Raw genomic sequence first — 14,305 nt, 5'->3', positions numbered from 1 at the left:
TTGAACTATTTCATCGTAATCATCATGCATAATTGATAACTTTGTTAACCTCATCTAAAAAACATTCTTCAGGCGTTTTGTATTCTAAAATCCTCCTCGGAAGTTGATTGCACCAATTTTGCACTCATTTTATAACCCACTCTGATAAATCAGCTAGTGTTGTGCCTTTAGGTATAAATTTCCTTATTAACCCATTATGACGCTCGTTTGTTCCTCTCTCAAATGCAGAATATGGATGAGTAAAATATGCCTTACTTTCACATTCATTTAATATCTCACTCAATTTGGCAAATTCTGTCCCATTGTCTGCTGTTATACTCTTAAATACCTTTGAAAAATTCTCCTTATATTGCGCTTTGAGTTCATCAAATACCTTCTTGATTGATAAACTGTCTTTTTCATTTATAACAAAGATATACTCATATCTTGTTAAACGCTCTGTCAGTGTTAATAAAGCTTTGTCATTTGATCTCTTGCCTATAACAGTATCTATTTCCCAATGTCCAAAGCTTTCTCTTTTATTTATTTCTTCAGGTCTTTGTGATATGCTCTCTCCCATAATTTTCTTATTCCTTCTTATTATCTTCTTCTTTGGTTTTAAGCGCACTTTTAGGCATAAATCAATATTGCGAACTCTTAACAGACCTTTATCTATGTAATTATAGAGAGTTTTGGTACATACTATTTCTTCTTTTTGCCAGACGACATTATTTCTGAAGTAACCTACAACTGCATCAGGTGACTATTTCTCTTTTAATATTTTTCCTTCCCCATATTTACTTTTGAAAAATATTGGAATTTTTTTATTGATGTGATATAATATAATTAACTTTATAATTACTAACTTTAAAGTTACTAACTTATAAGTTAATAATCGAGGTGAATTTATGTTTATAGGCAGAGAATATGAACTTGAGACTTTAAATAGTTTGTACAATGAGGATAGATTTCATTTTATAGTTATGTATGGCAGAAGACGTGTAGGGAAAACTACATTGTTGACTGAATTTTGCAAAGATAAGCCATCAATATTTTTTGTCGCTGAAGAGTACAATGATAAAATTGCCCTTGAGTCTTTCTCAGATAAGATACTTTTGTATTTTGGACTTAATGGAATAGTAGGAAAATTTGAATCATGGGAAAAAGCCTTTTTATTTTTAGGCCAACAAGCTAAAGATGAACGTTTAGTCGTTGTTATAGATGAATTTCCCTATATTGTTAATTCAAATAAAAGCATTCCTTCGATACTTCAAAATTTAATAGATCATCATTTAAAAGATACAAAACTTTTTTTGATTGTCTGCGGATCTTCTATGAGCTTTATTGAAAAAGAAGTATTAAGCTATAAAAGCCCATTATACGGAAGAAGAACGTCACAATTAATAGTTGAACCATTTAACTTTTTTGACAGTAGAAAGTTTTTCCCAAGCTACAGCTTTGAAGAACAAGTTATAGCATACGGTGTTTTAGGCGGGATTCCCCAATATTTAAGTATTTTTGATGATAAATGTAATGTATATGAAAATATTAAGACTAAAATATTAGATAAATCATCATATCTATATGAAGAACCCAAATTGTTACTAAGACAAGAAGTTAGAGAGCCTGCTTTATACAATTCAATAATAGAAGCAATAGCTACAGGAAGCAGTAAATTAAATGAAATATCTACAAAAGTAGGTATTAATACTGATAAGTGCTCTAAATATATTTCTACATTGATAGACTTAAAAATACTCGAAAAAGTTACCCCTATAGAACTAAAGGCCAAAAGCAGAAAAAGCATATATAAGATTAAAGATAATTTCTTCAGGTTTTGGTACAGATTTGTTTTTAACAACAAGGCATTAATAGAGCAGGGACTGCTTGATGAAGTCATTGAAAACAAGATTAAGATGTCAATGAATGATTTTTTGGGGTTAGTGTATGAAGAAATATGTATAGATTATCTTAAAATACTGAATAAAAATAAAAAACTGCCATTTATTTTTGAAGAAATAGGTAAATGGTGGGGCAACAATCCGTATAAAAGACGTGAAGAAGAAATTGATATTGTTGCTATCAATAATGATAATATAATATTTGGAGAGTGCAAATGGCAAAATCAAAAGACAGATATGGCTGTTTTAAATGGCTTGATAGAAAAAAGCTCATTATTTGATTATCCAAATAAGTATTATGTTTTATTCTCAAAGAGTGGTTTTACCAGTGAAGTGGCTAATTTTGCATCATATAGCAATAATATTATTTTGGTAGAAAACTTTGATTAGGAGGTTTTTAAGGTCATAGAAGAATTTCTGAGGCTTTTTGAAGCAAGCATAAGTCTCATATCTAAAAAATGGATTGGACTAACCATCTTGATTAATTTAAGCACGTATTGTATAATGATATTGACAAAATTCAAATTTTATATATAATGTAAATCATGCGCCCGTAGCTCAGCAGGATAGAGCAACGGTTTCCTAAACCGTGTGCCGGAGGTTCGAGTCCTCTCGGGCGCACCATTTATGTGTGATTGAGATGTACAATAAATATATGCAATGCGCTATTGATGAAGCTGTGCTAAGCCTTAAACTTGGTGAGATGCCGGTTGGTGCAGTTGTCGTTAAAGATGGTATAATCATAGGAAAAGGGCATAACTTAAAAGAAACTGAAAAAGATGCAACTCAGCACGCTGAAATCAATGCGATAAAAGATGCTTGCAAAAACATTGGAGACTGGAGACTCAATGACGCATCGCTGTATGTAACATTAGAGCCATGTCCTATGTGTGCAGGTGCTATAATTGAATCCAGGATAAAAAGAGTATATATAGGTGCTGAGAGCCATGATAGCGGTGCTGCAGGCACTGTGTATGATTTTTTAAATAAGAAAGTTGACGTTTATTTTGGCATTATGGAAGATGATTGTAAAAAATTAATAAGTGATTTCTTTAGTAGACTAAGGCAAATCCGGAGAGATGGCTGAGTGGTCGAAAGCGCTCGCCTCGAAAGCGAGTGGGCGGATTTCCGCCTCGTGAGTTCGAATCTCACTCTCTCCGCCATGGAAATATCATGGAGAGATGGCTGAGCTGGTCTAAGGCGCACGACTGGAAATCGTGTGTACCCACAAAATGGGTACCGAGGGTTCGAATCCCTCTCTCTCCGCCATAAAACACATATCCCATCTTAATCCATAACATCCATTAAAAATCTCAATCAAAATATTGATTTTTACATATAGACGATGTATAATAAACTTTGTATTGCGCAAAATAATGTCGTAAGTTAATAAATGACTTACATGGCCGTACTAGATGGGGAGGTAGCGGTGCCCTGTAACCTGCAATCCGCTATAGCAGGGTCGAATTCCCGAGCCGAGGCATGATTACTGTAAGGCTGGCGTAAGTAAGTGATTATGATATTCAAGTCCTCCGCAATGGAAATTTGTGAACCCCGCCAGGTCCGGAAGGAAGCAACGGTAAGCAAATACTTTCATGTGCCGGGGGAGTGCTTGAATGGAGTTAACTGCTTATGTAACGCTTATGGTAACATGACAGAGTCGGGTGTGCGGCCTTTTATCCTGACTTTTGCAGCAAAAAAGGATAAAAAAAGCCCATAAGCCCTTTAAAATGAAGGCTTTCGGGCTTTCTGTTTTTGTCAATAAGTTGTAGTGGAAATGTCATTTTTTTACTTCTCCTAAAATTTTTTTAATCTCTCCTAATGTCATAATCTTTTTCCCAAAATCAATACCTAATTCTTTACCTATATCTTCAAGAACATCATTATTAAAATCAAACAGGTAATAATTTTCTTGTATGTAACTGCAGGATGCTTTTGCTAGACTCTCAAGTATAGCTGAAACAGAATATTTTCCATTTAATCTATATTCAAGTATCCTCACAATTACAAGTGATATAAAGCATATCAGAAAATGAGCATCAATATGCTCTTTTAGTGATAAATACACCGGTCTGCTTTCGATATCACTTTTAGTTATTTTAAAAGATTCTTCTATTTTCCAAAGGCCACGGTACATTTCAATAATTTTATCATCAGATTCTTTGTATTCGCTAGTAACTATTGCATAGTATCCATCAAATCTTTCTTCTTCTTTTAGTTTTTCCTCATCAAATGCTAAGTGTTGATGAGCACTTTCTAATATTTCGCCAGTTTCTTCATCAAAAATGAGATTCTTTACATATTTGGAAGCACCGTAAGATGTAGCTTTATTGTATTTTGCTGGATTTTTAATTAGGTCTTTTGCTTTCTCTATTGTAGCAGCTCGTTCATATTTTGCTTTTAAGGCATACTCTTCACTATAGAAAATAACCTGTTTTTCATCAACTACCTTTTTCATTTTTTTGCCTTTAGTGGTGGTTACTAATATTTCTCTTGGATAAAGTCTGGATTTTATCTTGAAGCTATCTCCTCTGTATGTATATCCATTTTCGTCAAGGACATATTTCTTAAATTCCTTATCCGCACAACGAACAGAATAGCTAAATACATAACCATTACCAGCAGATAAAGTATACCAAATGTTATCGCCAGTAATGATGCCTTTATCAGCAACTACAATAATTCTTCCCAAAGAATAATCATGTTGTATTTTCCTTAACATAGGCATAAGTGTAGTTTTATCTAGAGCATTACCAGGAAAAAGTTTATATGTAATAGGTATACCATTGGTGTCCATAAATAATCCCATCTGCACAATTGGATCTGGTCTATGTTCTTTAGAAACGCCTTTTTTACGCAATTCATCTTGTTCATCAATTTCAAAATAATAATTGGTAACATCGTAATAAACTAGATTAGTATTTCGTTCATATAAAGACTTAATATGCTCATGAACCCAAAGTTGCAAAGCATCACTATGCTTATTGAAAAAAGATAAACATCTGTAGATATCATCCAAAGAAAAATCAGACCTCTCAAAGAATATATCTCTATTCTCATAAGTCTTTTTCTTTGAAGCAGGATACAATAAGCGTGAAAATACGAGAAGTTTCATAATAGCATTAGCATCATACTCTTCTTTTGAATGACGCTGCCTGTTTTTCAAAAATTTATCCAATTCAAGCTCATGATAAATCTTACTAAATGCAGCATAGCCAAAGTTTTTACGGTTATCCGTATTAACCAAAAGTCTTTCATTAGGAGAAAAATTAAGAGCAATTGGAGCCTTTTTCATGGCTTTTTGTTCATTCAATTCTTTAACCTTTTGTTCAAAAAAAGCGATAGGATCATCGTATTGTTTTTGAAGTTCATCGAGGTATCCAAGGGATTTAATAGTAACAGTCCTTGTATGCCCTCTTTCTTTATCGCGATATCCATCTGCAATAGATAAGTATATTCTTCCGGAACTACGTTTGCTTTTCTTTAAATACACATTAAACTCCCCCAATAAAATTCAATATAACTATATTATACCACAATCCATAATAATCCGCAACCAAAATATGACAAAAATTTAAAAAAATTTTACCCGGAATCGTTAGTAAAATTGCTGGTTCCGGGTTACGCTACATAAAATTTTGCTGCAAAACTAGGGGTGCTTGAATGGAGTTAACTGCTTATGTAACGCTTATGGTAACATGACAGAGTCGGGTGTGCGGCCTTTTATTATTACCTTTAATTATTAAAAAAATTTAATACTTATTAGTAAAGTATAATACACAAAAAATATTCTGATATTTAAAATTTGTGTAAAGTTTTTTTTTATATTGTCGAAAATATTAGTAGTGATTTTAACTGCTTAGGGAGGTATTTATGTTTAAAAGTTATCGCAGCCGATTGTTTGCAATAATATTCGGAGTTTCGCTTTTTGTGTACCTTCTTTCATTTGTACACATTATAAAAGGGATTGGAAATAACATAATTACATCTATTTTAATTTTGCTTATTTCAGTTTTTATAGCAATGAGAGAATCGAAATACATGTCATATCCTCTGGAAAAATTAAATGAATGTGTTAAAAGAATTACAAATGGTGAATACGATTATAATATTGACATAGATGTAACAGAAGAATTTGCAGAGTTATCAAAAAATTTTAACAAAATGTCTTCTAAGTTAAAGTCGAATTATGAAGAGCTAAAAAAAGAATCTCAGGAGTTAATTAAAAAGAATAATGAATTGCAAGACCTTTATATGGAGCTTGAAGCGTCATATGAGCAGATGGAGGCTGTTACAAATGAACTTGAAGCATCAGAATCAAGGTATAGAACATTGGTTGATAATATGTCGGATATTCTTTGGTTTACCGACAAAGAGTACAATATAGAGTTTATAAATAACAGATCTTTAAAATTTTTAGATTATTTACCTGATGAAATGATAGGTAAAAAAATTTTTGAATACATTGATGATGATGATAAAAAATTAATGGAAGATTTAATGACCAGAAAAATAAATATGGCAGAAATAAAATTCAAAAAAAGAGACGGCTCAACAATTTTGACTGAGACTAGAGTTAAGACAGTGAAAAATAGTGAGGGTGAATTGCTAGGAATTCAAGGATTGTCCAGAGATATAACCGATTATTGCACTGCAAAAAAAGAGATACTGGAGAGAAATAGGCAAATTCTTGCTATAGGAAATGTGACACAATTGTTGACTAAAAATTTAGCGCCCCGTGATATACTTTATTCTATAGCAGAAAAAATATCAACAATATTGTCTTCTCCATTGTGTACCATAAGAACTGTCAATGAATCAGGGAATTTGGAGCTTATGGTGGCAGCAGGGGAATTAAAAGATATGCCTCTTCTAAAAGAGCTTTCTTTGACAACTGATGAAAATGTTAAGCTTCTTGTATCAAAGGAAATTACGATTTTAGATGCGAATAAATTTCCAGCAGATTACGTTTTGTTAAAAAGACTTAAACAATTAAATGTCAAGAATATAATTTCTGTTCCGCTAATATCGAAAGACAAGGCTGTAGGAACATTAAATATATTAACTACATCAAGATTAGCGAATGATATAAGCTTATTGCGATCTGTTGCTGATAGTGTATCTATTGCTATAGAAAATGCCAATCTCTACGATAATTTAAGAAATTGGTATCTAAGAACAATTGATGCATTGGCATATGCGGTTGAAGCAAAAGACAGATATACTAAAGGCCATTCTTTGAGAGTTTCAAAATATGCAGCAATTATAGGTGAAAGCATGGGGCTTCCAAAGGATGAAATAGAGAAGTTAAAAATTGCTGGCATATTACATGATATAGGTAAAATTGGAATATCAGATAAAATACTCACAAAACCTGGAAAACTTACAAAAGAAGAATATGATAAGATTAAACAGCATCCTAGTATATCGAAGAAAATTTTGGAACCTATAGGGCTGTCGAAAGATATAATAGATGGAATAGAAAAACACCATGAAAGGTACGACGGAAAAGGCTATCCATTTGGGCTTGATGATGATAACATACCATTGATTGCTGCAATACTGTGTGTTGCAGATTCATTTGATGCAATGACATCTGATAGATCATACAGAAAAGGGATGCCTTTTGACGAAGCCGTAAATGAATTATTAAAGTATAAAGGAACGCAATTCAATCCGCGGGTGGTAGATAGTGTGATATCTATTTATATGAGAGACAGAAAAAAGATTGAAAGAATCAAAAGAGAAATTGAGATAGCTAACTAAAAAGGATATAGAAAAGTATCCTTTTTTTTGTTACAATTAAATAAATGAGGTGTTTTTTATGTATCAGTCATTATACAGAAAATACAGACCTCGAAATTTTAGTGAGGTTTTAGGACAGAATCATATTGTTAGAACGTTAAGAAATCAGATAAAGACGGGAAGAATAGGACACGCTTATCTTTTTTGTGGGACTAGAGGCACAGGCAAAACCAGTGTTGCCAAGATTTTTGCAAAAGCAGTCAATTGTCCTAACAGTGTAGAAGGTGAGCCTTGCAATAGATGCCAAATATGTGAATCTGCAAACAACAATTCCCTTATAGATATAATAGAGATAGATGCAGCCTCAAATAACAGCGTTGATGATGTAAGAGAACTTAGAGACAATATAATATATGCACCATCTATATGTAAGTACAAAGTGTATATTATCGATGAGGTTCATATGCTATCAGGAAGTGCTTTTAATGCGCTTTTAAAAACGTTGGAGGAGCCGCCATCACATGCTATATTTATATTAGCTACTACAGAGCCAAACAAAATACCTGCAACTATTTTGTCAAGGTGTCAGAGATTTGATTTTAAAAGGATACCATCAAGAGTCATTTCACAAAATATAGAGAAGATTGCAAAAGACAGCAACATAAGCATAGAAAATAGAGCTATTGCGATGATTGCCCGTCATGGAAATGGCTCTATGAGAGATGCCATAAGCATACTTGAACAGTGTGTGTCATACAATGATGTTTTAACGTATGATGATGTATGTGACATTCTTGGTACTGTAAATGATGATACATTATACACTCTTGTAAAAAGCATAAATGATAGAAATGCAAAGGAAGTCATAAATCAGATAGATAAATTGATGCTTTATGGCATAGATGTAAGCAATTTGATCAAAGCGATGCTTTCATTTTTGAGGGACGTTGTTATTTACAAAACATGCGGTACAGAGTCCGAAGAAATATTAGAAACAGAGATAAACGATAAAATATTGAAGGCGTCGGAATTTGATATGTCGTTTTTGTCTAATGCCATAGAAAAATTGATAGATTTACAAGGGAAAATTAGATACGCGCAATCACCAAGAATATTATTTGAAATAACAGTATTGAAGCTTATAAATCCTGAAATATCACCTGATATAGACAGCATTTTAGATAGGATTAAGAAACTGGAAAGTAGATTGAATAACGTTAAAGTAGCATTTAATGGAGAAAATGATGATGGTATTATATCGAAAAAAGATGTAGTAAAATCCGAAAAGGGTGTTGAAGATGATAAAGTTGCTGCAGATGAAATAAAAAAAGAGCACATAGAAATTACTGAGAGTGCAGATAAAAGCGATAAAATCGATGTAAATGAAGTCTTTAATAAAGTATTGAATATAATAAAAAAAGATAGACCTATGATTTTTTCTTTTTTGAGTTTAGGCAAACCGTATTTGAAAGACGGTAATTTTATGATAGAATATCCAAAGGAGCATGAATTCTACAAAGATGAACTGAATAAAGTTGAAAATAAAGATTATATTAAAGATGTTATTAAGAAATTCACTGGAAAAGATTATATAGTGAACGTAGTAGTCAAAAAAAATGAAGATGACGAGTTGATTGAAGCGGTAAAAAAATATTTTGGCGATGTAGAAATTATAGATTAATTTATCACTACCCAGCCAAAATCAGCATATAAATAGGAAGAGAACACTAAATATTAATAGGAGGTATTGTGAATGGCAAAAGGAGGATTTCCTGGCGGTTTTAACATGAACAACATGATAAAACAGGCGCAACAGATGCAAGAGCAAATGAAGAAAGTGCAGGAAGAGCTTGAAAACAAGACGGTTGAAGAGTCTGCAGGCGGTGGAGCTGTAAAGGTAGTAGCCAATGGAAGAAAAGAATTGATCAGTATAAAGATTGATCCTGCCGTTGTTGATAAGGACGATGTGGAGATGCTAGAAGACCTAGTCTTAGCAGCAGTAAATCAGGCTTTAAGAAGTGCTGAACACATGATTGCAGAGGAAATGGGAAAAATTACAGGAGGCTTTAATATACCAGGCTTATTTTGAGGTGAATTAATTGATGAATGTTTATTCGAGGTCATTGTCAAGGCTTATTGATGAATTATCAAGACTTCCAGGTATTGGACGAAAAACAGCACAAAGACTTGCATTTTACATCTTGGATATGCCAAAAGATGACGTTATTAATTTATCTAATGCTATATTGGAGGCAAAAAACAATTTAAAATACTGCAACAAGTGTTATAATTTCACTGATAGCGATTTATGCAATATCTGTAGCGATGAAACCAGAGATTCATCTACTATTTGTGTGGTATCTGATCCGAAAGATGTAGTAGCTATGGAGAAAACAAGGGAGTATCGTGGTTTATACCATGTGCTGCATGGTGTAATTTCACCCATGGACGGTATAGGACCAGAAGATATAAAGATAAAAGAATTGCTAGAAAGGATTAATAATAACGACATAAAAGAGATTATTTTAGCGACAAATCCCGATATAGAAGGCGAAGCGACTGCTATGTACATTGCAAAACTTATAAAACCTTTTGGCATAAAAGTGACGAGGATAGCACATGGTGTACCTGTTGGTGGTGACCTCGAATATACTGATTCTGTTACTTTATCGAGGGCATTGGAAGGTAGAAGGGAAATGTAAATTTACAAAAATTAAATTCATATCAAAGTACCATAAAAATCATGGTAATAAGGAAAGAAAAGTTTCTTTCAAGCCATGATTTTTTTGTTCAGAATCAAGGAAATAATAATTAAGGAATATTGCTGAACACTTTTTTAATCAACTTTCAAGGAGAATTTTAAAATACAAGATACCAGAATTAAAAGAATGCTTGACTATAATAGTGTAAAGTGATAATATATTCATTAATAAATTTAAAAGAGAATATTGGAATCCTCTTATCAAGAGTGGTGGAGGGACTGGCCCGATGAAACCCGGCAACCGGCATTTATTTACGCTTGGTGCCAAATCCTGCAGGAAATACCTGAGAGATGAGAGGAGCGGCGTATTTTGGCCCTCTTCTCATTGAAGAGGGCCAAAAATTTTTAGGAGGTATGCCACATGGAATTTAAGATTGGATTGCTGGGATTTGGAACAGTAGGAAGCGGAGTCTATAAAATAGTCACATCAAGAAAACAGCATATAAAACAAAAAACGGGGTTTTATCCTGAAATAAAAAAAATACTAGTGAAGCATCCTGATAAACCGAGAAATATTAATGGTATAGATGAAATACTAACAATTGATGCTAACGAAATCTTGTGTGATAGCGAAATAAGTGCAATAATTGAAGTAATGGGAGGAGTTGATCCTGCTTACGATTACGTGAAAAAGGCGTTAATTTCTAAGAAGCATGTTATTACTGCAAACAAAGAGTTGATGGCAAAATATGGAGGCGAGCTTAGAAAAATGGCAGATGAAAATGGTGTATTTTTGAAATTTGAGGCAAGTGTTGCTGGAGCAATACCTGTTATACATCAGATTGAGAGACTCAAAATAACCGATGAAATAAATTTTGTGGGAGGAATAATAAACGGTACGACAAACTACATATTGACACAGATAATAGAAAAGGGAATGAAATATGATGAAGCACTTGCAGCTGCTCAAAAGCGAGGGTATGCGGAAAGCAATCCGGATTACGATATAAAAGGATTCGATGCTCTGTATAAGCTTGTGATTCTCATAAAAAAAGCATTTGATGTTGATGTTTCTGTTAATTCAATAATGAGATATGGTATAAATGAAATAAAATATGATGATATATATTATGCCGGAAAATGGGGATATAAAATTAAACCATTTGCATGGGCTAAATACGAGAAAGGCAATGTCTATGGGAGTGTAGAGCCTATACTAATAGAAGCTAACAATATTTTAGCAAGTGTTGGCGATGTAAACAATGCTGTTATACTGAGAGGAGATGGTTTCAAAGAGCTTATTTTTATTGGAAAAGGTGCAGGACAAATGCCTACAGGGGATTCAGTTGTTGCAGATTTAATAGATATACTATTGAATTACGGCATAAAAACAAATCGTACGGCAAAACATATTTCAGTTTTTAACGGTAGTTTTACAGATGTATTTTATATAAGACTTAAACTCTTTTACAAGTTTAATATAAAAAATATTTTAAAATTTTTTACTGATAATGGTGCTTCGTTTAAAGAGTCTGTTTATGATGGCAATACTTTTGCGGCAGTTTTCAAGCTTTTTGATAATGATATAAACAGGTTTATAGAAAGTTTAGAAAATAAAAAAATGAGTACGATAGAGAGTCTCTTCAAGGTGTTGTATAACGGCAATGAAGAGGATATTAGACATGTTAACACAATAGAAAGTGAAGTTATATAAAAAATTAGGCAAAATAGAATGTATATCATTATGAAATATTTACTTTAAAAACAAATCTGTGATATAATTGTTGTTGTAAGGTGATGGAGCTCACCTTTAAATGCATCGAAGCTGATGGCTCCTATTGGGTATACTAACTCAATAGGAGCTTATTTGTTACTATCTTATGAAAATGGAGGGCAATCTTCATGGAATACATCTATATAGGAATTGGCGGTTTTTTCGGTGCAATTTTGAGATATTTGATTTCGAGCTATTATCAAAGTATATTGCATACAGTATTTCCAATTGAGACATTCTTTATAAATATTTTTGGCTCATTTTTATTAAGTTATATATCAAATTTAACGCTTGAAGAATTTAAGGTTAATTTTAATATTAGATTGGCAATTACGACTGGGTTCATCGGTGCCTTTACTACATTTTCAACATTCACTAAAGAAACAATGGATCTATTGAGGAATGGAAGAATTGCAGTAGCTTTGATATATGTATTGCTATCGATATTTATTGGATTTATCATGTCATTTATAGGGTTTGAATTGGGAGATAAAACAGCAAAAATATTAAAAGGACGTGAAGAAAATTGATGTCAAATATTTTTTTAGTAGGTTTAGGAGGAGTTTTCGGTGCAATTTCAAGGTATGAGATATCTAGGCATATTAAGGAAAACAGAGAGTTTGTGGTGCCTATTGAAACATTTGTGGTCAATGTATTAGGTGCATTTCTCTTGAATGTTTTGTCAAACCCTAAGATTGTACATTTTTTTGATAATGATGTTAAGTTGTTTATTATGACAGGATTTATTGGAGCGTTTACCACTTATTCTACCTTTTCACATGAAACGATACACCTTCTTCGCCAAAAGCACTATGCACACGCTTTTTTATACTCTGCGTCCACCGTCATTGTTGGTCTTATCGGAGCTTATTTAGGATATTATATTGGAAATCTATTTTAAATATTGTAGTATAATATTGATGATACGAGAAGGGATGGTTCTTTTGTTATTAGATTATTTTAAATTACTGTCAGCGTTATCGCTATCACTGGACATCCTTGAGAGAAGAAATTTTGGGCATGCTCGCAAAGTTGCATATGTTGCCATAAGATTGGCAAGAAATTTAAATATAAAAAGAGATGAAGAGTATAAAATATTTTATTCTGCTTTTCTCCATGACATAGGCAAAAGTGACGTATATGAAGATTTTTATTCAAACAACACATGGGTGCATTCATTGAGAGGAAGCGATATGGTAAAAGACATGCCTAGAGGACATGAATTTTCTGATATTATAAAGTATCATCACGAAAACTGGGATGGAAGCGGATACTTTCATATTAATGGAAATTCTATACCATTTGAAGCTCAGATAATATATTTGGCAGATCAATTTGATGTGAAATACAATACAGTGTCTATAACAATGAATGAATACAGGACAAGAAAACATATAGAAAAATGGTTAAATGATAAATCAGGGAAATCATTCAACCCAATAATTGTAAACGCATTAAAAGATCTAATGAAACAGGAAAAGTTCTGGCTCGATTATGAACATTATGACACGTTTGATGTTTTAAGACCTTATATATCCAATGAAACAATGATAGTTGACATAGATGATCTAAGCAAAATTGCACGGGTATTTTCGAATATAATTGATAACAAAAGCCACTTTACTTACAAGCATTCAAAAGGCATATCAGAAGTTGCATATAAAGCAGCTTTGATATCGGGGTATGACGAGATGACGGCAAAAAAGGTAAAGATCGCTGGACTGCTGCATGACTTAGGCAAATTGGCTATCCCAAATGAAATACTGGATAAATCTGATAAATTAACCGAAGAAGAATTTATGATAATAAAGTCCCATACATATTATACTAAGAAAATATTAATGGAAATAGGTGGCATTGATGATATAGCAGAGTGGGCTGCAAATCATCATGAAAAATTAGATGGTTCTGGATATCCTGAAGGACTTACTGGAGAAGACCTTGATGACATTTCAAGGCTTATGGCGGTATGCGATATGTACCAAGCTCTGACAGAAGATAGGCCGTATAGAGCCGGCATGTCCCATATTGAAGCTGTTAATATCATTTATAAACTTGTTAAATTAAATAAAATAGATGGAAGATCTCTTGAAATAATAAAAGAAGTTGAATTATAGGTATACTCATCCATATTGCTGTCAACAATATGGATGAGGAGGTATTTTATGGGCTCACTATATAACATTTTTAAGGAAATTTCTGCTA

The 14,305-nt window shown here is 32.7% G+C and carries 12 protein-coding genes, 3 tRNA genes, 1 other RNA gene, 1 pseudogene and 2 riboswitches (1 of these 19 running past the window's edge); of the genes and pseudogenes, 15 read left to right on the top strand and 2 right to left on the bottom strand.

Going from position 1 to position 14,305, the window contains the following annotated elements; translation table 11 throughout:
- Positions 1-22: 22 nt before the first annotated feature.
- Positions 23-778, bottom strand: a pseudogene (locus Q2T46_RS08370) (IS30 family transposase); the annotation flags it as partial.
- 109 nt (positions 779-887) lie between these two features.
- On the opposite strand from Q2T46_RS08370, the gene Q2T46_RS08365 reads away from it, so the two are divergent.
- From Q2T46_RS08365 to ffs, 6 genes are all read left to right on the top strand, one after another.
- Entirely contained in the window at positions 888-2,270 is a 1,383-nt protein-coding gene (locus Q2T46_RS08365) for an ATP-binding protein (RefSeq protein WP_303263382.1), read from the top strand.
- 157 nt (positions 2,271-2,427) lie between these two features.
- Positions 2,428-2,504, top strand: a tRNA-Arg gene (locus Q2T46_RS08360).
- 16 nt (positions 2,505-2,520) lie between these two features.
- A complete protein-coding gene (locus tag Q2T46_RS08355; protein WP_303263383.1) occupies positions 2,521-2,967 on the top strand; it encodes a nucleoside deaminase in 447 nt (148 codons plus the stop codon).
- Positions 2,954-3,043 (top strand) — tRNA-Ser (locus tag Q2T46_RS08350). Before Q2T46_RS08355 ends, Q2T46_RS08350 begins: the two co-directional genes overlap by 14 nt.
- 12 nt (positions 3,044-3,055) lie before the next feature.
- Positions 3,056-3,149: transfer RNA gene (locus Q2T46_RS08345), tRNA-Ser, on the top strand.
- A 137-nt stretch (positions 3,150-3,286) separates the two neighbouring features.
- Positions 3,287-3,552, top strand: an RNA gene (gene ffs, locus Q2T46_RS08340) — signal recognition particle sRNA large type.
- 108 nt (positions 3,553-3,660) lie between these two features.
- On the opposite strand, the gene Q2T46_RS08335 is transcribed toward ffs, so the two are convergent.
- The gene (locus Q2T46_RS08335; RefSeq protein ID WP_303263384.1) at positions 3,661-5,373 is read right to left on the bottom strand and encodes an IS1634 family transposase; all 1,713 of its coding nucleotides are present in this window, start codon (positions 5,371-5,373) and stop codon (positions 3,661-3,663) included.
- 380 nt (positions 5,374-5,753) lie between these two features.
- On the opposite strand from Q2T46_RS08335, the gene Q2T46_RS08330 reads away from it, so the two are divergent.
- The 9 genes from Q2T46_RS08330 to Q2T46_RS08290 all read left to right on the top strand — a co-directional run.
- The gene (locus Q2T46_RS08330) at positions 5,754-7,646 is read left to right on the top strand and encodes an HD domain-containing phosphohydrolase (protein ID WP_303263385.1); all 1,893 of its coding nucleotides are present in this window, start codon (positions 5,754-5,756) and stop codon (positions 7,644-7,646) included.
- Between the two features lie 58 nt (positions 7,647-7,704).
- Complete coding sequence (gene dnaX / locus Q2T46_RS08325; RefSeq protein WP_303263386.1) at positions 7,705-9,306, top strand: DNA polymerase III subunit gamma/tau; 1,602 nt, start codon at positions 7,705-7,707, stop codon at positions 9,304-9,306.
- A 72-nt stretch (positions 9,307-9,378) separates the two neighbouring features.
- Positions 9,379-9,714, top strand: coding sequence for a YbaB/EbfC family nucleoid-associated protein (locus tag Q2T46_RS08320; protein WP_015310620.1), 336 nt, complete (start codon positions 9,379-9,381; stop codon positions 9,712-9,714).
- Positions 9,715-9,727: 13 nt separating this feature from the next.
- Positions 9,728-10,327, top strand: a complete 600-nt coding sequence (recR, locus tag Q2T46_RS08315; RefSeq protein ID WP_013296623.1) for a recombination mediator RecR — start codon at positions 9,728-9,730, stop codon at positions 10,325-10,327.
- Positions 10,328-10,581: 254 nt separating this feature from the next.
- Positions 10,582-10,684, top strand: a riboswitch (SAM riboswitch).
- A 63-nt stretch (positions 10,685-10,747) separates the two neighbouring features.
- A complete protein-coding gene (locus tag Q2T46_RS08310) occupies positions 10,748-12,040 on the top strand; it encodes a homoserine dehydrogenase (protein ID WP_303263387.1) in 1,293 nt (430 codons plus the stop codon).
- 70 nt (positions 12,041-12,110) lie between these two features.
- A riboswitch (Fluoride riboswitch) is annotated at positions 12,111-12,171 on the top strand.
- Between the two features lie 57 nt (positions 12,172-12,228).
- Positions 12,229-12,630, top strand: a complete 402-nt coding sequence (gene crcB / locus Q2T46_RS08305) for a fluoride efflux transporter CrcB (protein WP_303263388.1) — start codon at positions 12,229-12,231, stop codon at positions 12,628-12,630.
- Complete coding sequence (crcB, locus tag Q2T46_RS08300) at positions 12,630-13,001, top strand: fluoride efflux transporter CrcB (protein ID WP_303263390.1); 372 nt, start codon at positions 12,630-12,632, stop codon at positions 12,999-13,001. Before crcB (Q2T46_RS08305) ends, crcB (Q2T46_RS08300) begins: the two co-directional genes overlap by 1 nt.
- Before the next feature lie 43 nt (positions 13,002-13,044).
- Complete coding sequence (locus Q2T46_RS08295; RefSeq protein WP_303265787.1) at positions 13,045-14,217, top strand: HD-GYP domain-containing protein; 1,173 nt, start codon at positions 13,045-13,047, stop codon at positions 14,215-14,217.
- Between the two features lie 48 nt (positions 14,218-14,265).
- Positions 14,266-14,305, top strand: partial view of a DUF2508 family protein gene (locus tag Q2T46_RS08290; protein WP_013296627.1) — the start only. The gene runs 227 nt beyond the window's last position; the window shows 40 of its 267 coding nt (coding positions 1-40); the start codon lies at positions 14,266-14,268; its stop codon lies off the right edge, out of view.

The organism is Thermoanaerobacterium sp. CMT5567-10 (genome assembly GCF_030534315.2).
Lineage (GTDB): Bacteria > Bacillota > Thermoanaerobacteria > Thermoanaerobacterales > Thermoanaerobacteraceae > Thermoanaerobacterium.
This window is presented reverse-complemented; position numbering and strand designations above follow the sequence as displayed.

What these genes read in the sequence shown, in the direction of transcription:
- Q2T46_RS08365 (WP_303263382.1), top strand. Translation starts at nt 888, where the DNA reads ATGTTTATAGGCAGAGAATATGAACTTGAGACTTTAAATAGTTTGTAC.
- Q2T46_RS08355 (WP_303263383.1), top strand. Translation starts at nt 2,521, where the DNA reads ATGTACAATAAATATATGCAATGCGCTATTGATGAAGCTGTGCTAAGC.
- Q2T46_RS08330 (WP_303263385.1), top strand. Translation starts at nt 5,754, where the DNA reads ATGTTTAAAAGTTATCGCAGCCGATTGTTTGCAATAATATTCGGAGTT.
- dnaX (WP_303263386.1), top strand. Translation starts at nt 7,705, where the DNA reads ATGTATCAGTCATTATACAGAAAATACAGACCTCGAAATTTTAGTGAG.
- Q2T46_RS08320 (WP_015310620.1), top strand. Translation starts at nt 9,379, where the DNA reads ATGGCAAAAGGAGGATTTCCTGGCGGTTTTAACATGAACAACATGATA.
- recR (WP_013296623.1), top strand. Translation starts at nt 9,728, where the DNA reads ATGAATGTTTATTCGAGGTCATTGTCAAGGCTTATTGATGAATTATCA.
- Q2T46_RS08310 (WP_303263387.1), top strand. Translation starts at nt 10,748, where the DNA reads ATGGAATTTAAGATTGGATTGCTGGGATTTGGAACAGTAGGAAGCGGA.
- crcB (WP_303263388.1), top strand. Translation starts at nt 12,229, where the DNA reads ATGGAATACATCTATATAGGAATTGGCGGTTTTTTCGGTGCAATTTTG.
- crcB (WP_303263390.1), top strand. Translation starts at nt 12,630, where the DNA reads ATGTCAAATATTTTTTTAGTAGGTTTAGGAGGAGTTTTCGGTGCAATT.